Source organism: Plantibacter sp. AC185, from assembly GCF_979258065.1.
Genome location: NZ_OZ409831.1, coordinates 3,653,620 through 3,674,955, shown reverse-complemented (window position 1 = coordinate 3,674,955; position 21,336 = coordinate 3,653,620). Strand labels below are relative to the sequence as shown.

The window sequence follows — 21,336 nt, the reverse complement described above, 5'->3', positions numbered from 1 at the left end:
CTCCTCATCCGGCTGACCACCCGGTCCCGGGCGGTCCTTTCACGCCGTTCTGCAACCGTAGTGCCCGAGCCTGCGGAAGTCATCAGCGGTGTTCAGGGAACGTTCATCTACCGGCCTTGGTACCCTCCGTCCGTTCACGGTCCGACCCTGGCTAGGGCCACGACACCGACCACGAGACCACCGCCGTCGTGCATCGCCCGGACCGCTTCCCCGACGGTGGCGCCCGTCGTGACGACGTCCTCCACGAGGAGGAAGCGGCGCCCGTCGAGCCGCCGCGCCGCGACCAGGGCCCCGGCGAGGTTCTCCAGACGCTCCGCCCGGCCGAAGTCCCGCTGGTCGGCGGGCTCCCGCGCCCACCGCAGCGGGCGCGACGGTCTGGCGCCGAGCCGGCGCACGAGCTGCTCCACCGGGTGGAAGCCCCGATCGCGGGCGGCGCGTCGCCTGGCAGGGATCGTCGCGATCTCCGGCGAGACGCCGCCCATCGCCCGGCTCGCCTCGAGCACGGCGGACCGGAACGCCGGTTCGAGCGCGGCGGCCAGCGGTCGGACGAGGCCGGTCCGGGCGTCCTCTTTGTAGGCGAGGAGGACGGCGCCGACGAACTCGTCGTAGCGACGGGCGGCGAGACCGGGGGTACCGTCCGCACCGTTCCACCGCACGAGGTCGGCGTCGTCGTCGGAGGCCGCCGGCCGGACCAGGCGCCCGCGGCAGTCGTCGCACAGCTCACGGTCCGGCACACCGCATCCGGCGCACGTGACCGGGACCGGCCAGGGCCCACGCGTCCAGGCCGGCTTCGCGGGCATGAGCGAGGGGCGCAGTTCGACTCGACGAGGATCGCATCATCCGATGGTGGCGCCCACGCGGCGCGTCCGGTGGCGCATCGTCCGAGACGCAGACGGCTCCGGCGCTCCGGACGCGCTGTGGAGCGCGCTCACTCAGTCGGGCGACCCCAGCTGGGTCGCGATGAACCGGACGTCACTGCCCGCCTCCTGCCAGCTCGATCCACGGGGCAACAGCAGCCGGCCGTCACTCGTGAGGGCACGCAGCTGCGTCGGCCCGTTGCCCCCGACCAGGTTCGTGACGTCCGCGAGCTTCGGCACGGGCGCGGAGCGGCCGCCGATCTGCTGCGTGACGATCGTCGTCCCGTCACCGCCGCCCAGCAGGACGGCGACGGTGATGTCGTCGACCCAGGTGACGGTCGTCGCCTCCGTGGACATCACCCGGAGCTCCACGGGGTCGCCGAGTCGCAACGGCGCGTTCCGGTCACCGCGGATGATCGCGGCGGCCACGAGCCGCGACTGCGTCCCGTCCCGGAGCAGCGCGACGAGGCGCGTACCCTCCCGGGACACCTGGATCGAATCGATCGTGGACGCGCCGGTCCAACTCGTCGCGACCTGCACCGTGCCACCCGCGGCGTCGTGCGCGAGCAGTGCGGACGGCGCTGCTGCCGGGACCGTCCAGGTGAAGCCGAACGGGTCCATCGTCGGCGGGAGGAGGCCCGGGCGGTTGTCGACGAGCCGGACGTCGCCGTCCGCCTGGATCACCGTGACGCCGGCGGCGGAACGGACCGCGGCCTGGTCATGGTCGGCGGACAACACGGCCGCGTCGGCCCCGGCCGCCACGACCGCCGCCGATATCCCCGGCACGGCCTCGAGCCGGTTCCCCGAGGCGAAGCCGAACTCGTCTCCACGCTGGACGAGTGCCCGGGGGTCGACCCGTGGTGCGGCGAGCGACAGCGGCGAGACCGTCTGCGTGGAGTTGCCCACGACGGTGATCGCGACGTTCGAGACGGCGGCGACCCCGCCGACGCTGCCCGACAGCTGCACCAGGCTGCTGCTCAGCTGGAGCTGCATCCGCTGGAGGGTGACCGCGTCCGCCTGCAGGGCCGGTTTGGTCAGGTCCACGCGCGCGGTCCCGGCCTCGACCGGAACGGCGTCGCTCGTGAGCGAGGTCCCCTCGGGGAACGCCGTCGCCACCGCGCCCTTCAACCATTCGGCCGGTCCGTCGAGGAGCGCCCCGACGATCCTCGTCGCGGTCGACGCCCGCGAGGGGAACCAGCGCTGGTCGGGGACGAGTCGGGTGAAACTCGGGTCGAAGTAGCTCAGGGAGTAGGCCGCGAAGACGTCGGCGAACGTCGAGGACTCGAGGACGATGCCAGGCGGAGCGGCGGCGATCCGCCACTCCCCCCGCACCTGCTCGAAGGAGTAGGTCCAGCTGAGCGGCGACGAGTTCCCCGATTCGCGGTACTCACCCCGGTCGTCGACCGCCGCGACGGGGCTGACGGTGAGTTGCACCGTGTCGGCGACCGGGGCGAACGTGCGGCCGCCCTGGTCGATGGTCACTCCGGCGTCGGGGTCCCAGTCGGACCGGAGCGCCGGTGCGAGGAATTCGCGCGCGATCTCGTAGTTGTTCTGCGGGCTCGCGGCGGCGTCGATGAAGCCACGGAGGATCTGCTCCGGCGTCGCCCCCTCGGCTGGGCCCGGCGCGATGAAGTTGACGTCGACGTCGCCGCCGTCCCCCTCGACCGTGCCGCCGTCCTGCACGGAACCGCCCCGCGGGATGCCCACGCAGGCGCTGAGCACCACCACGAGGAGCATCGGCAGCGCCGCCGCAGCGATCCGACGCACTGCGGATCGTCGTCTCGGCGATCGTGCGGGGACGTCAACCACGACCATCCTCCTTGTCGTCGTCGGCCGATCGCACGGTCGGGAGTGAGCGGGTCGTCGGCGCGGTGAGCTCGTCGACGATGGACTCGATCGCATCGTCGGGCGGCAGGCTGATGGGCGAGCGGACGATCTCCGTCCCGGGTTCGCGTGGGATGGTGAGGCGGAAGGACGAGCCGGCGGCGGGCTCCGACCAGACCTCCAGCCACCCCTCGTGCAGGACCGCGTCCTCGAGGGAGATCGCGAGTCCGAGCCCGGTGCCGCCGATGGTGCGCTTGCGGGACGGGTCCGCGCGCCAGAAGCGGTCGAACACGCGCTCGGTGGCCTCACGCGTCATGCCCTGGCCGTAGTCGCGCACCGCGATCGCGACCGAGGACTCGTTGCTGTCCACCGACACCACGATCGGTTTGCCCTCGCCGTGCTCGATGGCGTTGCCGACGAGGTTGCGCACGATCCGCCGGATGCGCCGCGGGTCCATCGGGACCGCCGAGTAGCCACCCGGTGCGACGATCCGGAGGTCCGAACCCGTCGGCTCCGCGAGCGGTCGGAGCTCCTCCACGACCTCCTCCGCGAGATGGACGAGACTGGTGGGCTCCAGTTCGAGTTCGATGCTCCCGGCGTCGTAGCGGCTGATCTCCAGCAGATCGGCCAGCAGGATCTCGAACCGCCCGACCTGGTCGTGGAGGAGCTCGGCCGTCCGCTCGGTGGCCGGTGGGAAGGAGTCGCGCTGGTCGTAGAGCACGTCGCCGGCCAGGCGGATGGTCGTCAGGGGCGTGCGCAGCTCATGGGAGACGTCCGAGACGAATCGCTGCTGCACGAGCGAGAGCTCAGCGAGTTCCTTGATCTGCTTCTGCATGCTGGCGGCCATCCCGTTGAAGGAGCGGGCGAGGATGGCGAGCTCGTCCTCGCCCTTCTCGGGCATCCGCACGTCGAGGTCGCCGCCGGCGAGGCGTTGACTCGTCTCGGCGGCGGACCGGATCGGTGTCGCGACGAAGCGGACGATGAACCACGCTGCGCCACCGACGAGGATCATGAGGCCGACACCCGCGACGAAGAGGGTCCGTTGGACGAAGCCGAGCGTCTGCTCCGATTCGCTCAGGTCGTAGCCGAGGTAGATCTCGTAGGAGCCGGCGGTCGGCATCGAGACCTCCGAGCCCACGACGATGCCGGCCGTCGACGAGCCGTCGGCCGCGGTGAGCGTGACCGACTGCCACTGGAGGGTGTCCGGGTCGGCCCGGACCGCCTCGGTCAGCGCGTCGGAGATGACACCGCCGCCGAGCCCCGGCGACTCGAAGCCCGGGGGTGTGACCTGACTGAAGTCCTGGCCCGGTGCTCGGTAGGCGGCGATGAGGCTGCTGCCGGACGTCGTCTGGAGATCGGTCCGCACGGTCCCCATGAGCTGTTGCAGGGCGACCCGCTCGCTGGCGTCGGACGCGTCGAGGATGCTCTGCGCGGACGCGATGGCGCGACCGGAGCCGCCGAGCGCCTGCTGCAGCCGGGATTGGAAGAGGTCGTTGCCGATGCTGAACGAGAGGTAGGCGCCGGTCAGGAGGATGGCGAGTCCCGAGAGGCCGACCGTGATGGCGACCGTCCGGAACTGCAGCGAGCGCCGCCACTGCGAGCGCACCTGCTGCGGCCACCTCCGCCACAGCCGCCAGTCGGCCGCCCAGCCGGCGAGTCGGGAGGCCATGTCGGATCAGCCGGTGACCGCGCCGGCGCGGTATCCGACGCCACGCACCGTCATGACGATCTTCGGGTTGTCGGGGTCTTCCTCGACCTTGGCGCGGAGCCGCTGCACGTGGACGTTCACGAGTCGGGTGTCGGCCTTGTAGTGGTATCCCCAGACCTGTTCGAGCAGCATCTCGCGGGTGAAGACCTGCTGGGGTTTGCTCGCCAGTGCGAGGAGGAGGTCGAACTCCAGCGGCGTGAGCCCGATGACGCCGTCGGCGCGACGGACCTCGTGGCCCGCGACGTCCACGGTGAGGTCGCCGATGCGGAGGGTCTCCGCGAGGTCGGCGGCCGGCGCGCGCAGCCGCGTGCGGATCCGGGCGACGAGCTCCTTCGGGTTGAACGGCTTCACCATGTAGTCGTCGGCGCCGGACTCGAGCCCCTTCACCACGTCCGCGGTGTCGGACTTCGCGGTCAGCATGATGACCGGGACACCGGACTCCTGACGGATCAGGCGGCACACCTCGATCCCGTCGATCCCCGGGAGCATGAGGTCGAGGAGGACGAGGTCGGGCTTGGTGTCGCGGAACGCCTGGAGCGCGCCGCCGCCGTCCGCACAGAACGACGGCTCGAAGCCCTCGGTGCGCAGCACGATGCCGATCATCTCGGCGAGTGCGGTGTCGTCGTCGACGACGAGAATGCGTGCGTTCATAGCTCCGTCTCGGGTGTGACCGGCCGGCCGCGCTGCCTGACCGGTGTCCTTACGTCTCGCCTCAGCGTAGTCGAAGTGTCCAGGAGAACCGCCGAACCGCCGGTCGCGGGCAGGCTCGGTGTGACAACATGGAGGGGTTCGAGACGGCGAGGGGGTGTTGCTGATGGACACGGAACAGCGAGCCGGGGGCGAGATGGGCGACCAGGATCCGAACCCGTGGGCGACGCCGCAGGGGCCACAGCAGCCGGTGGCGCCGGAGCAGGCGACACCGCAGCAGGGGTATCCACAGCAGCCCGGGTATCCGCCGCAGCAGGGATACCCGCAGCAGCCCGGGTACCCGCCGCAGGCGACGTACCCACAGCCGGGATACGGCCAGCAGCCGTATCCGCAGCAGGTCCCGCCCCAGTACACCCAGCCGTACCCCCAGGCTCAGCAGCCCGGGTACGGGACCCCTCCCTCGGCTCCGACTGCCGCCTACGACGCGAATCCGTATGCGACCGGCGCGCCCTGGGCCCCAGGTCCCCAGCAGGGCTGGGCACCACCGCCGAAGCCGGGGCTCATCCCGCTCCGGCCACTGTCCTTCAGCGACCTGTTCGGCGCGCCCTTCCTCGTGCTGCGACGCAACCCGAAGGCGACGTTCGGGAGCGCCCTCCTGCTGCAGGGTCTCACCGCCGTCCTCTCCCTCGTGATCGTCGGCGTCGTCACCTGGCTCTCGTTGAGCCGGCTGTCGCAGGCGGCCCCTGGCGAGGAGGACGCCATCAGCGCCGGGGCGATCACGGCCATCATCCTGTCCTTCCTCATCCCGGTGGCGGTCTCGATCGCCGGCAGCGCGATCCTGCAGGGCATCATCGCGCAAGAGGTCGCTCGCGGCACCCTCGGCGAGAAATTGCCGCTCGGCGTGCTCTGGCGGCGCACGAAGGCGCGCTTCCTGCCGCTCATCGGCTACACCTTCCTCCTGATCGGTGTCGTGACGGTGTTCGTCGCCGTCGCGGTGGGCCTCGGATTCGTGCTGACCGGTCTCGGCGGGACCGCGGGCGTGGTTCTGACGGTGGTCATGGGCATCGGAGCGCTGCTCGTCCTGATCGCCGCTTCCGTGTGGCTCGGGACGAAGTTCTCCCTCACACCGAGCATCATCGTCCTCGAGAACGGCAAGGTCTTCCCCTCGCTCGCTCGCTCCTGGCGCCTGACCGACGGCTATTTCTGGCGGACCTTCGGCGTCCAGTTCCTCGTCTCCTCGGTCGTCAGTGTCGCGTCGCAGGTCGTCGCGACCCCGATCAGCCTGCTCGCGAGTCTCGTCCCCGTGCTGTTCGTCGGGGTGGGCTCGGAGGCGACCATGATCGTCGCCACCATCGCCGCGCAGGGCCTGTCATTGCTCGTCTCCGTCATCATCGGCGCGATCACGGTCGTCGTCATCAGTGCCACGTCGGCGGTCATCTATGTGGACCTGCGGATGCGCAAGGAGGGGCTCGACCTCGACCTCGCGCGGTTCGTCGAGGCGCGTGCGGGTGGTCGCGAGACGGTCGACAACCCCTTCGACGCCGCCGCCGCCGGAGGCAAAGCGACCCGATGAGCCCGCTGTTCCTCGCGTCGCGCCTCGACGTCCCGCTCGTCCCGGATGCACCGGGCGCCCGGGACCTCCTGCAGCGTGAGCTGTCGAAGCCCGAGTACCAGACAGCGCAACCGTCGTTGTGGGACATCGTGTCGAAGGCGTTCTGGGACTGGGTGAACTCCCTCCGGGTGCCGGGTGAGGGCCCCTTCACCGGCCTGTTCCCGATCATCGCGATGACCGTGGTCGTCGTCGGGATCGTCATCGCGTTCATCGTGTGGGGCGTCCCCCGCCTCAACCGGCGGAGCGCCCGCCAGCTCGACCTCTTCGGCGAACGCGACGATCGGACCGCCGAGCGGTTGCGCCAGGACGCGAGGACCGCCGCCGCGGCCGGCGACTGGACCCTCGCGCTCCAGGAGCTGTATCGGGCGATCGCTCGCGGACTGTCCGAGCGGACGATCGTCGTGGTCACCCCTGGCACGACGGCGCACGGTTTCGCCGCCCGGGCGGCGGCCGCGTTCCCGCAGGACGGGCGCGCGCTCGCGGAGGCCGCGGACGTCTTCGACGCCGTCCGCTACCTCGAGGCGACGGGTACCGAGGCACAGTACCGGGAGCTCGAAGCGCTCGACGCGCGGCTCTCCGTCGCCGCGCCGCAGCTCCTCGCCGACCCCGAGGAGCTGGTCCGGTGACGCTCACGACGAAGCCCACGGGGCATGGGCAGCCCGAGCCCGACGTCGCCACACCACGGCTGCGGACCCGGCTGCGACGGAACCGGTTCTGGATCATCGCGGCGGTCTTCGCCATTGGGATCGCCCTCGTGCTCATGTTCGCCACGCGAGGCGCATCGATCGACGCGGCGCTGCTCAGCCCCGGAAACCAGACCCCGAACGGCGGACGCGCGCTCGCGCAGGTGCTCCGTCAGGAGGGCGTCACCGTGACGGAGACCACCACGCTCGACGCGACGCTCGAGGCGGTCGAGGACACCGACAGCACCGTCCTCCTGTTCGATCCCAGCGGGCTGCTCGACGCCTCGCAGCTCGAGCGGTTGGGCGACACCGACGCCGGACTCGTCGTCGTCACCCCCCGGGCCGCGGCGCTCCGCACCCTGTTCCCCGGCGTCTCGTTCGCGGGCAGCTCGGACGCCACCGACGTCCTGTCGTCCGACTGCGGCGACCCCACCGCCGAGCGGGCGGGGACGGTCACCGGTGGGTGGACGCTGTACACGACCACCGACGCCGACGCCGAGGGCTGCTTCACCGCCGACAGCGGCGGGAGCGCGGTCGTGACGCAGACGGACGGTGCACGGGTGCTACTCGGCTCCGCCGACGCCCTGACGAACGACGTCGTCGACCGTGCGGGGAACGCCGCCCTCGCGCTCGGCCTGCTCGGCTCCACCGAGCAGTTGGTCTGGTACCTGCCGAGCCTCGCCGACGTTCCGGTCACCGGTCCCCCGAGCCTCGACGAGCTGACGCCGAGCTGGGTCGCCGGAGTCACCGGCACCGTCGTCATCACGGCGATCCTGGCCATGTTCTGGCGCGGGCGACGCTTCGGCCCGCTCGTCATCGAGGACCTGCCCGTCGCGGTCCGCGCAAGCGAGACGATGGAGGGGCGCGCACGCCTCTACCAGCGGTCCGGCAACCGTCAGCGGGCGCTCGACGCGCTGCGGATCGGCACCGTGTCCCGCCTCGCGGTCGCCGCAGGCCTCTCGCGCCACGCCTCCGTCGTCGAGGTCGCCGACACGGTCGCCGGACTCGCCGGACTCGACCCTCGGCACGTGCGGTCCGTCCTGCTCGACGCCGTACCGACGAGCGACGCCGACCTCGTCTCCCTGTCCGATCACCTGCTCGATCTCGAAGCCGCCGTCGCGCGCGCCACGGACCTCACCGGAAGGAACCATCCATGACCGACGCCCCCGTGCCAGGATCCACCGCACCGAACCCCGACGACCTCCGGCGAGCACTCGCCCAGGTCCGCGTCGAGGTCGGCAAGGCCGTCGTGGGTCAGGACGCCGCCGTCACCGGGCTCGTCATCGCGCTCCTCGCCAAGGGCCACGCGCTCCTCGAGGGTGTGCCCGGCGTCGCGAAGACGCTCCTCGTCCGGTCGCTCAGTCACGCGCTCAGTCTGGACACGAAGCGCGTGCAGTTCACGCCCGACCTCATGCCCGGCGACGTCACCGGCTCCCTCGTCTACGACGCCAAGACCGGGGAGTTCGAGTTCCGCGAGGGCCCGGTGTTCACGAACATCCTGCTGGCCGACGAGATCAACCGCACACCCCCGAAGACCCAGTCCGCCCTGCTGGAGGCGATGGAGGAGCGCCAGGTCAGCGTCGACGGCCGTTCGCTCCCACTCCCGGACCCGTTCATCGTCGCCGCCACGCAGAACCCGATCGAGTACGAGGGCACCTACACGCTCCCCGAGGCGCAGCTCGACCGCTTCCTGCTGAAGCTCGTCCTCGACGTGCCCGAGCGCGACGTCGAGGTGGAGGTGCTCCGACGGCATTCCGCCGGGTTCAGCCCGCGCGACCTCACGGCCGCGGGTGTCAGGCCGGTCATGGGCGCGGCCGATCTGCGGGCGGCGCAGCTCGAGGTCGGACGCGTGGGTGCCAGCGCCGACGTCCTCGCCTACATCGTCGACCTCGCGCGCGCCACTCGGCGGAGCCCGTCCGTCCGGCTCGGGGTCAGCCCCCGAGGGACGACCGCCCTCCTCGCGTCGGCGAAGGCCTGGGCATGGCTGAGCGGCTACCAGTCGATCACCCCCGACCACGTGCAGACGATGGTCCTCCCGGTGTGGCGCCACCGCATGCAGCTGCGGCCCGAGGCCGAGCTCGAGGGTGTCTCGGTCGACGCGATCCTGCGTTCGATCATGCAGCAGGTGCAGGTGCCCATCTAGATGGCCGTCACCGGGAGGTTCGTCGCGCTCGTCGCGTTCGGCATCGTGCCGATCGTGGTGCTCGGCGTGCTCACGGGCGACGCGGCTCCGGCGTTCATCGCATGGCTCGTGCTCGCCGCCGCGCTCGGAACGGTCGACCTCGTGGTCGCCGGTTCGCCTCGGGACATCGTCCTGCAACGGCAGCTGCCGTCCCGGGTCCGGCTCGGTGACTCGGCGACGAGCACCCTCTTCCTCACCAACCGCGGAGGTCGCCGCGTCCGGGCGCTGGTCCGCGACGCCTGGCAGCCGTCCGCCGGCGCGCCCGCCGAGCGACTCCGCGTCGACCTCCCGCCCGGTGAGCGGCGGAGCGTCAGCCTGGTGCTCACGCCGTTCCGTCGGGGCGAGCGACGGGTGTCCCAGGTCACGGTGCGGTCGTTCGGTCCGCTCGGTCTCCTGGCTCGACAGGCGACGCTGAACAGCGCCGGGCACCTCCGAGTCCTGCCGGCGTTCAACTCCCGGAAGCACCTCCCGAGCCGGATCGCACGCCTCCGCGAGCTCGACGGCGCGACGAGCGTCATGGTCCGCGGTCAGGGCACCGAGTTCGACTCCCTCCGCGAATACGTGCGAGGTGATGACGTCCGTTCGATCGACTGGCGTGCCACGGCACGACGCGGCGACGTCATGATCCGCACCTGGCGGCCAGAGCGCGACCGCCGGGTCGTCATCGTCACCGACACCGGCCGCACCTCCGCCGCGCGCATCGCCGACGAGCCGCGCATCGACACCGCGTTCGAAGCCGCGCTCCTCCTGGCCGCGCTCGCCACGAGAGCAGGCGACCGCATCGACTATCTCGCCTACGACCGTCGCGTGCGTGGTCGCGTCCAGGGGGCGACCGGCGCCGAACTCCTCTCCAGGATGGTCGATGCGATGGCACTCGTCGACCCGGAACTCATCGAGACAGACTGGGACGCCGTCCCCGGCCAGGTCAGGCAGATCACGAACCAGCGCGCCCTCGTCGTCCTGCAGACCTCGATCGACGCCCCCGGGGCCGCGCGCGGGCTCCTCGCCGTCCTCCCCCAGCTCACGCAGCGCCACACGGTCGTCGTGACGAGCGTCGTCGACCCGGCGACCCTCGAGGCCACGCGCGACCGCGGCGACCGCGAGACCGTCTACCGCGCCGCTGCGGCCGAACGCGCCCTGCTGGACATCGAACGCGTGTCGGCGGCGATCAGACAGCTCGGGGCCGACGTCGTCACCGGTTCGCCGGAGACCCTGCCCCCGGCGCTCGCCGACGCCTACATCGCGCTCAAGGCCTCCGGTCGGCTCTAGCCCGATCCGTCGCCGATCGAGCGGCTTCCTCCGAGTGCCGGCCGGAACCGGATCGACGGGTCAGCGGCCCTTACGCTTCTTGCGGCGTTCCCGGGCGAGCTCCTCCTGCTTGGCCTTGCGCGCGGCGAGCTGGGCGCCTCGGCTCGTCCCGGCGGCGGTGCCCTGGGTCGAACCGGCCTTCGGCGCCTTCCGTCGTCTCGCGGCCTGCTGCGGTGCAGGAGCGGCGGCCTGCTCGGTCGGGGCGGACCGTCGCGAGCTGTTGGCCGTGCGTCCGCGCACGATGCCGATGAACTCCTCCACGGCTTCGTCCTCGCGGTCCTGCGGCCAGACCAGCACGACCGGGATCGAAGGAAGACCGACGATCGGACGGTACTCCACGTCCTTCCGCTGGTGCAGTCGCGCGACCGACTGCGGGACCACGACGATCCCGACCTCGGACGCGGCCAGTTCGACCGCTGCCTCCGGGTCGTCGGTCAACGGGGCCGCCTGGGCGTCGAACCCGAGCACGGCGGCACGTTCGGCCCACTCGAGGACGAGCGGCGTCATGATCAGCTGCTCGTCGGCGAGCGCGGCCATCCCGACCGTGTCCTCGGCTCCGAGTGCAGCGCCCTTGGCGAAGACGACGACGGGGAGTTCCTCGAACAGGGCGATCGTGTTCAGCCCGTCCTGGTCGATCGGGACCCGGGCAAGCACGACGTCCGCCGCACCGGAGGCCAGGACCGCTTGCTGCTCGTCGAGGTCCACTCGGATCAGGCGGAGTTCGTCGTCCGGACGGCGCTCGCTCCAGATGCGCGCCCACTTCCCCGGGTTCACGCCGCGCGCGTAGGCGACGGTCAGCGCCGGCGGGACGATCTCCGGCACCGTGTCGGTGCCGATCCCGTCGTCGCCGACCTCGATCCCGTCGACCTGGTCGTCCTGCCTGTCCATCGAAGCCTCCACTGCTCGGCTTGCCACACTACTGCAGCTCAGTCGACGGGTGATCCGGCCGGTTGGGCGAGGACACCGCAGCGAGGTACGCTGAGCGGATGGGTGCGAGCGAACAGATCATGAAACCGGCGACCGCGGCGAAGAAGCTCGGGGTCTACCTGCCGGCGACCCCGGCGTCGTTCCAGGAGGAGCCGATCACGCGGTCGGCGTTCCTCGAACTGCAGGCGAACCCGGCGGACTGGCTCGTCGAGCTCCGCAAGAACGGACCGCACCCGCGGGACGTCGTCGCCCGCAAGCTGGGTGTGTCGACCTCCGGTCTGGCTCGCGCCGAGATCACCGAGGCGTTGACCACCGAACAGATCCAGGAGCTCCTCCGCACGCTGCCCGCCTGGCTCGTGCAGGAGCGCGCCGTCCACGCCGAGGTGAACGCCGAGAACGCCCGGGTCAACGCCAGGAACGCCGAGCGCCGCGCACGATCCGAAGCCGGCGAGTAGCCGTCAGCCGGCGACGATCCGCTTCGCGCCGGCCTCGAACTCAGCCAGATCACCCCGCTCGCCCGAGCGGTACGCGCGGCCGCCCCACCAGCACATGTACGTCAGGAATGCGGCGAGCGCTCCCCCGCCGATGATCATCTTGACCGCCCACGGCCACGGTGCCGGCGTCACGAAGCCCTCGACGAGCCCGGAGACGAAGAGCACGATGACCAGCCCGATGGCGATCGTGAACAGTGCTCGGCCTTCTTCCGCAAGCGCCTGGCCCCTCGTCCGTGGGCCCGGTGCCACCCAGGCCCAGAAGATGCGCAGACCCGCCGCGGCCGCGACGAACACCGCCGTGAGCTCGAGCATGCCGTGCGGGAGGATGTACTCGAAGAACACGTCGCCCTTGCCGTAGGCGAACATGACCCCCGCGGCCTGCCCGACCCCCTGGGCGTTGGTGACGATGATGTACGGGACCCAGACACCGCTGATGCCGAACGCGACGCATTGCGCTGCGATCCACGCGTTGTTCGTCCACACCTGGCCGGCGAAGCTCGCGGCCGGGTTGTTGGAGTAGTAGGCGACGAAGTCGTCCTCGACGTACTGCTTGAGCTGGGCGTCGGTACCGAGGTTCGCGAGGACCTGCGGGTTGCCGGCGATCCACACGGCGTACAGGGTCGCGATGACGACCGTCGCGACCGCGACGGCGAGGGTCACCCACCGGACCCGGTAGAGCGCGGCCGGCAGCGCCAGGACGAAGAACCGCGGGACACTCGACAACACGTTCGCGCTGGCGCCGGTGAACCGGAGGCGCGCCCGCGACAGCGACACCGAGAGGCGGTCGCCGACGAGGGTCGATCCGGCCGTCGTCTTGATCGCGGAGAGCTGGGTCGCTCCGGCCTGGTAGCGGTCGATCAGCTCGTCGGCCTCCGGCCCGCTGAAGAACCGCTGCTTGCCGAGCGCGTCGAGGCGGTCCCATTCCTGGCGGTGGGCTGCGGAGTAGGCGTCGAGGTCCATCGCAGCCATGCTACGCGGTGGTGGCGCTCCATGGCCGGTCCCCCGCGCATCTGCTTGAATGGAGCACATGTCCGAACCGGCCCGGGTCCCGCTGCACGAGACGACGCTGGACGACGGCACCGAGCTGATCACCGGCGAGGCGGTCGCCCTCGACGTGCGGCCCACCGGATTCATCCTGCGCGCGGCGGGCGCCATCATCGACTACGTGGTGTCCATCCTCGTGTTCGTCGGCCTCATGCTCGCGATGTTCTCCTGGATCCTGTCCGGGGTCGCCATGGACACCGCGATGTTCACCGCCATCGTGCTCGGCCTGACGGTGCTCTGCCTCGTCGTCCTGCCGGCAGCGGTCGAGATCGCCACCCGCGGACGGTCGCTCGGCAGACTCGTGGTCGGTGCCCGCATCGTCCGGGACGACGGGGGTGCACCCGGCTTCCGGCACGCGTTCATCCGTGCCCTCACCGGGTACTTCGAGATCTACGCCACAGCTGGTGGCATCGCTGCACTCACCGGCCTGCTCAGTGCTCGCTCGAAGCGCCTCGGCGACGTGCTCGCCGGGACCTACAGCCAACGTGAGCGTCTGCCGCGGGTGGTGGAGCCCGTCGCGATGATCCCACCGCAGCTCGCCGCCTGGGCCGGCGGCGCCGACGTGGCCCGACTGCCCGACCCGCTGGCGCGGCGCGTCACCCAGTTCCTCAAGCAGGCCGGCTCACTGACCCCGGCCACGAGGACCCGATTGGCGGCCGAACTCGCGGCAGAGGTGTCCCGATTCGTGTCGCCGCTGCCGATCGCTCCCCCGGAGGCGTTCCTCGTCGGTGTCTCCGTCATCCGCCGGGAGCGCGAGTACCAGGCCCAACTCGCAGCTCGTCAGCGCCTGTCGCTCCTCCAGCCGGTGCTGAGCGGTCAGCCGCACCGGTTCCCCGACCGCTGAGGCGGGGAACCGGCGGCACCGCCTAGTAGCGGTAGTGGTCGACCTTGTACGGGCCCTCGACCGGCACACCGATGTAGTCGGCCTGCTCGCCCGTGAGCGTCGTCAGCTGCACGCCGAGCGCGTCGAGGTGCAGGCGAGCGACCTTCTCGTCGAGGTGCTTCGGCAGCACGTACACGCCGATCGGGTACTCCTCGATCCGCGTCCAGAGCTCGAGCTGTGCGAGCACCTGGTTCGTGAAGGAGTTGCTCATCACGAACGAGGGGTGCCCCGTCGCGTTCCCGAGGTTCATGAGTCGTCCCTCGCTGAGCACGAGGACGCTGCGCCCCGTGGGGAGACGCCACTCGTGGACCTGGGGCTTGATCTCGATCTTCTCGGCGCCCTCGAGCGCCTCGAGCGAGGCCATGTCGATCTCGTTGTCGAAGTGCCCGACGTTCGAGACGATCGCGAGGTGCTTGAGCGCGAGGATGTGGTCGAGGGTGACGACGTTGAAGTTGCCGGTGCACGTCACGATGATGTCGACCTGGTCGGCGACGCTCTCGAGGGTCGCGACCTGGAAGCCGTCCATCGACGCCTGGAGGGCGCAGATCGGGTCGACCTCGGAGACGATGACCCGAGCGCCCTGGCCGCGGAGGGCCTCAGCTGCACCCTTGCCGACGTCGCCGTAGCCCGCGACGAAGACGACCTTGCCACCGATGAGCACGTCGGTCGCGCGGTTGAGGCCGTCCGGCAGCGAGTGCCGGATGCCGTACTTGTTGTCGAACTTGCTCTTCGTGACCGAGTCGTTCACGTTGATCGCGGGGAACAGCAGCTCACCCTGCTTCGCCAGCTCGTAGAGGCGGTGGACACCGGTGGTGGTCTCCTCCGTTACGCCGAGGATGTCGGCGGCGACCTTCGTCCAACGATCGCTGCTGCCGGCGAGCGAACGACGGAGCACGTCGAGGACGATGCTGTACTCGTGGCTGTCGGCGTCGGTCGTGTCGGGGACCGCTCCGGCCAGCTCGAACCGACGGCCCTGGTGGACGAGCATGCTCGCGTCGCCGCCGTCGTCGAGGATGAGGTTGGGTCCGGTCCACTCGGCTCCGGCCGTGGCGGCCTCGGTCGACCAGTCGAAGATCTGCTCGGTGCACCACCAGTACTCTTCGAGCGTCTCGCCCTTCCAAGCGAAGACCGGCACGCCGGCCGGTGCCTCGACGGTCCCGTGCGGACCGACGGCGACGGCCGCCGCCGCCTCGTCCTGGGTCGAGAAGATGTTGCAGCTCGCCCAGCGCACCTGGGCACCGAGCGCGACGAGTGTCTCGATGAGCACCGCGGTCTGCACCGTCATGTGCAGCGAACCGGCGATGCGGGCACCGGCGAGCGGCTGGCTCGCGCCGAACTCCTCGCGGAGGGCCATCAGACCAGGCATCTCGTTCTCGGCGAGGCGGAGCTGGTGTCGGCCGGCCTCGGCGAGCGACAGGTCGGCCACCTTGTAGGGCAGGGTGGTCGTGGGGGCAGTCGGTGCGGAAGAACTCATGACGCCATTCTCGCAGACCGTCAGGCGTCGTGGACCTTCATGTCGGGTCCGAGATCGGCACGGAGCGGTGGCGCGCCGACGGTCAGGAGCCGTAGCCGACGTCGCCGAGGACGCTGTGCTTCACGACGCTCCACCCCTGCGGCACGCTCAGCCGTACGGCGTGGATGGAGCAGAGGTCGTAGCTGTGCGGGCTCTTCTCGATGCTCAGCGGACCGAGGACGGCCATCGAGTCGCGGTAGTCGTAGGTCAGCGTCGCCACGGGCTCGCGCGAGCAGCCGACCTTCGAACACATCCTGTCCACCATTTGCCCCAGCGTAGCCCGGGGGCGCCCGCGGCACCGTCCGGCTCGCCGGTCGAGCGGGTCTGAACCGGGCCGCCGACGACACCTAGACTGGACGCATGGCGCAGGCTGACGAGGAGACGCGAGGCGCCCTCTCGCGCCGCCGATCACGGCACGGTCGCAACGGTCGTTCGAGCGTCGTCGGACCGGACGTGCCACCGATCGACACCCGGATCGACCAGTTCGACCTGACGGTCGCCACCACCGCCGACTACCTGCGCGGAGCCTGGCCCGCCGAACTCGCCGACGTCCGGTTCGAGGTCGGCGCGATGCCGGCGCAAAACTCCGGGACGGACGGCGTCGACCGCTGGTTCGTCGACCGAGCACGCCGACGCATCATCCTGTACCGGCTGCCCATCCAGCGGATGAGCAAGCTCCACCGGAACGACGAGCTGCATCAGCGCATGATGGTGGAGAGCTGCGTGTTCCGCGCCGTCGCCGAGCTCCTCGGCAAGGACCCCTGGGACCTCGGGCCGGAACGCTACCGGTTCCTCTGACCCGAGGCCGCCGCGGTCAACGCGGGTAGACGCTGATCGGCGCCGCCAGCGGGTTCGGCGGCGTGACCGGCAGCGACGTGAGTCGCCCAGCCGCAGCGAGACTGATCGAGGCGTGGAGGCCGTCGGCCCCGGCGAGGACGTAGCTCTGACCGGCGCCGACGCCGATCGGCACCGCGGTACCAGCCCCGACCGTCACCGTGGTCTCCTTGCCGTTGGCGTCCGTCACCATGACGTCCGCGTCGGTACTCGTCGGGTTGAAGACGTGCAATTTCGGATCCGGGCCGGTTGGGACGGTGAAGGCCGCGGTGTCGTCGAGTGCGGGGGTCGCTCCGAACCAGGCGAAGTCCTCGAGCGTTCCGCCGCGCGAGTTCGTCCTGGCCGCTGCGACCACGGGTCGGGTCGAGGTGACCTCCAGCGAGAACTCACCGGCCGGGAGTTCGGCCAGGGCGATCTCACCGGGAACGCCCGGCTGGATGGTCGCGTCGATGACGATCGGCTCGTCCTTCGCGTTCTCTCGAGTGGCGGTGATGACGACGTCGGCGGGCTCGGATCCCGGCGCGAACAGCCTGAGGGCCGTGGCCCGGTCGTCGACGGACGCGATGTCGGAGCTCGCCCCGGCGGCCGCCGGGGCCGTGACGACGACACCAGGGATCACGAGGTCGGTCGAGGGCGACGCGGTCGGCCCCTGGACCTCGACACCGCCCGGGGTGAGCACGCGGACCGTGCTCTGTTGGAGCGCGGCCACCACCTGGCCGCCCTCACTCGTCACGTGCACGACCGGGGTCGGCTCGTTGGGTGCGAGGCCGGTGAGGGCGATCACCCGCTGCGTGCCGGTGGCGACGACGATCCCGGCGGCACCCGGAGCGTCGATCCGCCCGGCGGCGCCGAAGACCTCGAGGGTCACGTTCGCATCGACGGCCGACGGATTGCTCAGGAGGACCAGCGTGGTGCGACCGATGTCACTCGATCCGCCGACGAGCCAGCTCTCGGCCGATGCCGGCGTGCAGGCGGCGGCGGCCAGGCCGGCGACCTCGGCTTCGGCGGCGATCTGCGACTGCGCACCGCTCAGGGGCGTCACCGTCCCGTCGGTCGCGCCGGGGACGGTGATCACCGTGGGTCCGCCGTCCGCCGCGCCGCTCGTGTTGTCGGGTGCGGCGAGCTCACTCGTCGTGGGCGTCACCCCGTTCGCTCCGAAGTCGACACTCGCCGGGCCGAAGGAGCCGGCTGCCGTCGCGGCTGTCGCGTCCTGGGCCAGGGCGAGCAGCGGCCCCGGGCACACGACCGACTGGTCGCCGGCCACCGGGGTGACTCGGATGTCCTGAGGGGCGATCTCCACCGTCGGGAGGGGCAGCTGCCCGGCCGCTGCGATCGTGACCGCGGCGATCCCGATCCCGACGAGGCCGGTGACGATCCGACCGGAGGTGATGGCGACTCCGCGCTTACTGGGCATGCGGCTGCTCCGTTCCCGGGGTGTCCCGGCGGGTGGTGTCGGGATCCGGCGTCGTCTCGGTCGAGTCGCTCGGATCCGGATCTGGCACGGCGGCATCGCGCGCGGCGACCGCCGGTTCGTCGGGGACCTGGTCGGCTGTGGTGTTCGCGTCCGCGTCGGCGTCTGGAGTCGACCCGGTCACGTCGCGGTCCGTGTCGACGGTGTCGTCCGTGACCGGCACGGTTCCATCGCGAACGACGGTGTCGTCGGCCGACCCGGTGTCGACGGTCGATGCACGGTCGTCGACGGACTCGGCGTCATCGGCTGGTTCGGCAGTCACCGCCGCGGGCACGGGCGCCTCAGCGGAGGAGGCCTGCCCCCGACGCCACCAACGCGGCTTGGACGGGCGGGTCGACGCGTCGGTGGTGTCGGCAGACTCGGAACCCTCCGCCTCGTCGTCGAGATCGGCGGTCGGTTCCTCGTCGTCGTACGTGCCGGTCGCCTCGTCGTCGATCACCGCGACCGTCGCCCCGGACGCGGCCGCCTTGCGAGCAGCACGACCCTTCAGCTTCACGGGCTTCCGGGATCCCGCGCGGTATCCGTCGCGGGACGCACCGTTGGGGATGCTCAGGAGCAGGGTGATGAGGAACACGACGCCAAGACCGACACCGATGAGGGTGCCGAGCACATTCGACGTCGGGAGCTCGGGACCGGTGCCGACGTCCGCGACGGTGCGCCAGAGTGTGCCGCTCGTCGTGTCACCGACGGCGACCAGCGCCGCGTTGGCGTCGAGCGCACTCGCCGCACGACCGGCGGTCTGACCCGCCACCGTCTGCTCCTCGCCGTCGGCGACCGGCGACAGCAGCACGAAGGCGATACCGTGCTCGACGAGGGTCTCCGTCGGGTCCAGTCCGCTCTGCGACGCGAGGTTGCCGGCGAGCTCGGCGACGACGCGGTCGTCCGAGGACACGCCGGGGGCCGTCTGGGCGATGGTCGACTGGCCGTCGAGCGTCTCCCCCTGGCCACGGATGACGACCGCGGTGATGGTCCCGTCGTCGCCGGGGGTGATGACGAGGGTGCCGAGCCGAGGATCGGTCTGCGTCGCGGCCGTCACGTAGGCGGGCAGCTGGCGACCGGAGCTCTCACGGACCACCGAGGTGCCGAGAGGCTGGGCGAGGGCGAGTGGGAGGGCGATCACCGCGGCGGCGAGGACCATGACGAGCGCCGGAACCGCCCGGAACCGTGGGATGCGGTCGAGGCCGAGGGTCGCAGCACCCACGATCCCGAGCCAGTACAGGCTGATCGCCGCGCCGGCCCAGACGGGGACGGCCGTTCCGGCGGCCGAGGCGAGGAGGAGATGCGTGGCGAACACGGCCGACACGAGTCCGAGGAACGCCGCGATGAGCAACGGGACGGCCCGTCGGGACCCCGGGAGGAACAGGGCCAGCAGAGCGAGGATCGCGAGCGGCGCGAGCAGCGCGGGCACCACGATGGCGGGAGCCGCACCCGGCAGTCCGAGCGCTGCACCGAGCTGGCTCCATCCACCCAGGCTGCCGCCGGGGAAGCCGAGGGACAGTTGCCAGCCGGACGCCGCGGTCGCAGGCGTCGCGACACCGGGGTCGGCGAGGATTCCGAGCCAGTTGTTCCGGTGGAGCCCCTGCTGCCAGATGAGCGGAGCGAACAGCGCGATGGCGGGGATCGGGACGAGGCCGACCCTGGCGACACCACGACCGGCGAAGACCATCGCGACGACCCAGATGACGAGCAACGCCGGGGCGAGGGACGGCGAGCTCGCGACGATCGCGGCGAACAGGAAGGCGCTCGTGCCGGCTGCGGCCCACGACCGGGACGCGACCACACCCGCGTAGAACAGCCAGGGCAGCAGGACATGGACGATGACGGCCGCGGGACGTCCATCGGCGAGTGCGGTCAGGAGCGTCGGGGCGAGCGCCCAGAGCAGCGCCGCCACCGCTCGAGGACCGCTGCGCTCCGTGAGCCGGGTGGCAGCGAACCAGGCGCCGAGCGCCGAGAGCGGCAGTGCGAGCAGGAAGAGGAGGACCAGGGAGAAGGACGGCTGCCAGAAGGTGATGGTCCCGAGCACTGCGAGGACCGCGCTGAACGGGTCGGCGGCACCGACGAAGCCGAGACCGACGTCGCGCCACCCGAAGCCGATGTGCTGCCAGAGTTCGCCGACCGTCGCCGAGAGCGGGAGGAGTCCCCCGCCGGTGAGGTACGTGGCTCCGAGGAGCGGAGCGAGGATCGCCGCTCCGATGACCGCCGTCGCGAGGACGACCCAGGCGCCTCCGCCGGAGAAGAAGCGAAGGTCGCGTTCCTCACCGATGAAGCCGATCTGCGTCGCCTCCCGCGCGAGCGCGCGTTTGCGTCGGACCTCGTCGAGTCGCATCCGCAGGCCGGCGATACTCGACCAGCCCAAGGTGCGGTTCTTCGCGAGCTGGCGCCGCGCACTCCCGACCTTCGTCCCGGAGAACGCGACGGCGAACGCCGCCGAGAGCTCGCCCAGCACGAGCTCGGGTTGCTTCTTCACGAAGTGGCCGATGACCCGCAGGATGGCGAGGGGCACGAGGCTGAGCCAGTGCACCGGGACCATGATCCCGGGCGCATAGACGAGACGGCGGTGGAGCTGTGCGGCGCGGGCCTGGCGGTGGCGACGACGACGCGCGCCGAGCCGGTTCGACCAGGAGGGCCCGGCGATGCCTTCGCCGGCGGAGGCGACCCGCGCCGTCGGCACGACCGCGACCAGGTAGCCCGCGAGGCGGGTCCTGATGCAGAAGTCGAGGGCGTCGTCCGCCACGAGGGCCTGGTCGAAGCCGCCCAACCGGTCCCACAGCTGATGGCGCACGAGCATGCCGGCCGGACCGACCGCCATCACGTCGTTCATCGTGTCGTGCTGGGCCTGGTCGAGCTCGTCCTCGACCACCGGGACCGCCGCCCCGAGGGTGGTGATCGTCTCGCCGTAGCGACGGAGGAACGACGCGTCGTCCCAGTCGAGGATCTTCGGGCCGGCCACACCGACGGACGGCGAGACCTCGAGGGCGCCCAACAGGGCGGCGAGCGCCGTCGGCTCGGGAGCCGTGTCCTCGGAGAGCAACCAGAGCATCTGCTCGGCGTCCTCCGGCTGATCGGTGACGCGGACGCCGGCGGCCACGGCCTGCGCGAAGCTGAGGTCCTCGGTCGAGGTCACGAGCTTCATGCCGGGGACGCGACCGAGTTCCTCGATCGTCGCCTCACTCGCGCGGGTGGCGACGGCGATGATCCCGTCCGCCGGACGGGTCTGGGCACGGAGGGCGTCGAGCGTGCGTGCGAGCGGCTCTGAGCCGTCGCGCACCACGAGAATCGCCGTTACTCGGGGAGACATCGGATTCAGACTAAGCGGGTCCGGCCGGAAGAGCGGGAACCGAGCGGGCG

The 21,336-nt window shown here is 71.2% G+C and carries 18 protein-coding genes; 8 read left to right on the top strand and 10 right to left on the bottom strand.

What is annotated here, in order from left to right:
• Nucleotides 1-134: 134 nt before the first annotated feature.
• The 4 genes from ACZZZB_RS17120 to mtrA form a co-directional block, all read right to left on the bottom strand.
• Nucleotides 135-734 carry a ComF family protein gene (locus tag ACZZZB_RS17120; protein WP_229939040.1) on the bottom strand — a complete coding sequence of 200 codons (600 nt, stop codon included), beginning with the start codon at nucleotides 732-734 and terminating at the stop codon, nucleotides 135-137.
• A 198-nt stretch (nucleotides 735-932) separates the two neighbouring features.
• On the bottom strand, nucleotides 933-2,666 hold the full coding sequence (locus tag ACZZZB_RS17115; RefSeq protein WP_229939039.1) for an LpqB family beta-propeller domain-containing protein: 1,734 nt from the start codon (nucleotides 2,664-2,666) through the stop codon (nucleotides 933-935).
• A complete protein-coding gene (mtrB, locus tag ACZZZB_RS17110) occupies nucleotides 2,659-4,350 on the bottom strand; it encodes an MtrAB system histidine kinase MtrB (protein WP_463530343.1) in 1,692 nt (563 codons plus the stop codon). The genes ACZZZB_RS17115 and mtrB overlap by 8 nt, the downstream gene beginning before the upstream one ends.
• 6 nt (nucleotides 4,351-4,356) lie before the next feature.
• The gene (gene mtrA / locus ACZZZB_RS17105; RefSeq protein ID WP_064295232.1) at nucleotides 4,357-5,040 is read right to left on the bottom strand and encodes an MtrAB system response regulator MtrA; all 684 of its coding nucleotides are present in this window, start codon (nucleotides 5,038-5,040) and stop codon (nucleotides 4,357-4,359) included.
• A 163-nt stretch (nucleotides 5,041-5,203) separates the two neighbouring features.
• Between mtrA and ACZZZB_RS17100 the strand changes: the two genes are divergently transcribed.
• From ACZZZB_RS17100 to ACZZZB_RS17080, 5 genes are read left to right on the top strand one after another with little or no spacing between them, the layout of a single operon-like run.
• Entirely contained in the window at nucleotides 5,204-6,610 is a 1,407-nt protein-coding gene (locus tag ACZZZB_RS17100; RefSeq protein ID WP_463530342.1) for a hypothetical protein, read from the top strand.
• Nucleotides 6,607-7,275: a DUF4129 domain-containing protein gene (locus ACZZZB_RS17095; RefSeq protein ID WP_079002809.1), complete on the top strand. Its 669-nt coding sequence runs from the start codon at nucleotides 6,607-6,609 to the stop codon at nucleotides 7,273-7,275. The genes ACZZZB_RS17100 and ACZZZB_RS17095 overlap by 4 nt, the downstream gene beginning before the upstream one ends.
• A complete protein-coding gene (locus ACZZZB_RS17090) occupies nucleotides 7,272-8,489 on the top strand; it encodes a DUF4350 domain-containing protein (RefSeq protein ID WP_463530341.1) in 1,218 nt (405 codons plus the stop codon). The genes ACZZZB_RS17095 and ACZZZB_RS17090 overlap by 4 nt, the downstream gene beginning before the upstream one ends.
• Nucleotides 8,486-9,475 carry an AAA family ATPase gene (locus tag ACZZZB_RS17085; RefSeq protein WP_079707257.1) on the top strand — a complete coding sequence of 330 codons (990 nt, stop codon included), beginning with the start codon at nucleotides 8,486-8,488 and terminating at the stop codon, nucleotides 9,473-9,475. The genes ACZZZB_RS17090 and ACZZZB_RS17085 overlap by 4 nt, the downstream gene beginning before the upstream one ends.
• Nucleotides 9,476-10,783 carry a DUF58 domain-containing protein gene (locus tag ACZZZB_RS17080; protein ID WP_159879343.1) on the top strand — a complete coding sequence of 436 codons (1,308 nt, stop codon included), beginning with the start codon at nucleotides 9,476-9,478 and terminating at the stop codon, nucleotides 10,781-10,783.
• A gap of 60 nt (nucleotides 10,784-10,843) precedes the next feature.
• Here the strand turns inward: ACZZZB_RS17080 and ACZZZB_RS17075 are convergent, their stop codons facing one another.
• The gene (locus ACZZZB_RS17075) at nucleotides 10,844-11,710 is read right to left on the bottom strand and encodes a LysR family substrate-binding domain-containing protein (protein WP_463530340.1); all 867 of its coding nucleotides are present in this window, start codon (nucleotides 11,708-11,710) and stop codon (nucleotides 10,844-10,846) included.
• 98 nt (nucleotides 11,711-11,808) lie between these two features.
• Here ACZZZB_RS17075 and ACZZZB_RS17070 point away from each other — a divergent pair, with 98 nt between their 5' ends.
• The gene (locus tag ACZZZB_RS17070) at nucleotides 11,809-12,204 is read left to right on the top strand and encodes a DUF5997 family protein (protein ID WP_056012681.1); all 396 of its coding nucleotides are present in this window, start codon (nucleotides 11,809-11,811) and stop codon (nucleotides 12,202-12,204) included.
• A gap of 3 nt (nucleotides 12,205-12,207) precedes the next feature.
• Here the strand turns inward: ACZZZB_RS17070 and ACZZZB_RS17065 are convergent, their stop codons facing one another.
• Complete coding sequence (locus tag ACZZZB_RS17065) at nucleotides 12,208-13,203, bottom strand: stage II sporulation protein M (RefSeq protein WP_192006746.1); 996 nt, start codon at nucleotides 13,201-13,203, stop codon at nucleotides 12,208-12,210.
• A 67-nt stretch (nucleotides 13,204-13,270) separates the two neighbouring features.
• Between ACZZZB_RS17065 and ACZZZB_RS17060 the strand changes: the two genes are divergently transcribed.
• Nucleotides 13,271-14,131: an RDD family protein gene (locus ACZZZB_RS17060; protein ID WP_085513390.1), complete on the top strand. Its 861-nt coding sequence runs from the start codon at nucleotides 13,271-13,273 to the stop codon at nucleotides 14,129-14,131.
• 22 nt (nucleotides 14,132-14,153) lie between these two features.
• On the opposite strand, the gene ahcY is transcribed toward ACZZZB_RS17060, so the two are convergent.
• Nucleotides 14,154-15,644: an adenosylhomocysteinase gene (ahcY, locus tag ACZZZB_RS17055; protein WP_079707263.1), complete on the bottom strand. Its 1,491-nt coding sequence runs from the start codon at nucleotides 15,642-15,644 to the stop codon at nucleotides 14,154-14,156.
• 82 nt (nucleotides 15,645-15,726) lie between these two features.
• Nucleotides 15,727-15,936, bottom strand: a complete 210-nt coding sequence (locus tag ACZZZB_RS17050; protein ID WP_369808449.1) for a DUF3499 family protein — start codon at nucleotides 15,934-15,936, stop codon at nucleotides 15,727-15,729.
• A 107-nt stretch (nucleotides 15,937-16,043) separates the two neighbouring features.
• Between ACZZZB_RS17050 and ACZZZB_RS17045 the strand changes: the two genes are divergently transcribed.
• Entirely contained in the window at nucleotides 16,044-16,481 is a 438-nt protein-coding gene (locus ACZZZB_RS17045; RefSeq protein ID WP_064295223.1) for a metallopeptidase family protein, read from the top strand.
• Between the two features lie 16 nt (nucleotides 16,482-16,497).
• Here the strand turns inward: ACZZZB_RS17045 and ACZZZB_RS17040 are convergent, their stop codons facing one another.
• Complete coding sequence (locus ACZZZB_RS17040) at nucleotides 16,498-17,931, bottom strand: DUF5719 family protein (protein ID WP_463530339.1); 1,434 nt, start codon at nucleotides 17,929-17,931, stop codon at nucleotides 16,498-16,500.
• On the bottom strand, nucleotides 17,921-21,286 hold the full coding sequence (locus ACZZZB_RS17035; RefSeq protein ID WP_463530338.1) for a glycosyltransferase family 2 protein: 3,366 nt from the start codon (nucleotides 21,284-21,286) through the stop codon (nucleotides 17,921-17,923). Before ACZZZB_RS17035 ends, ACZZZB_RS17040 begins: the two co-directional genes overlap by 11 nt.
• Between the last annotated feature and the right edge of the window lie 50 nt (nucleotides 21,287-21,336).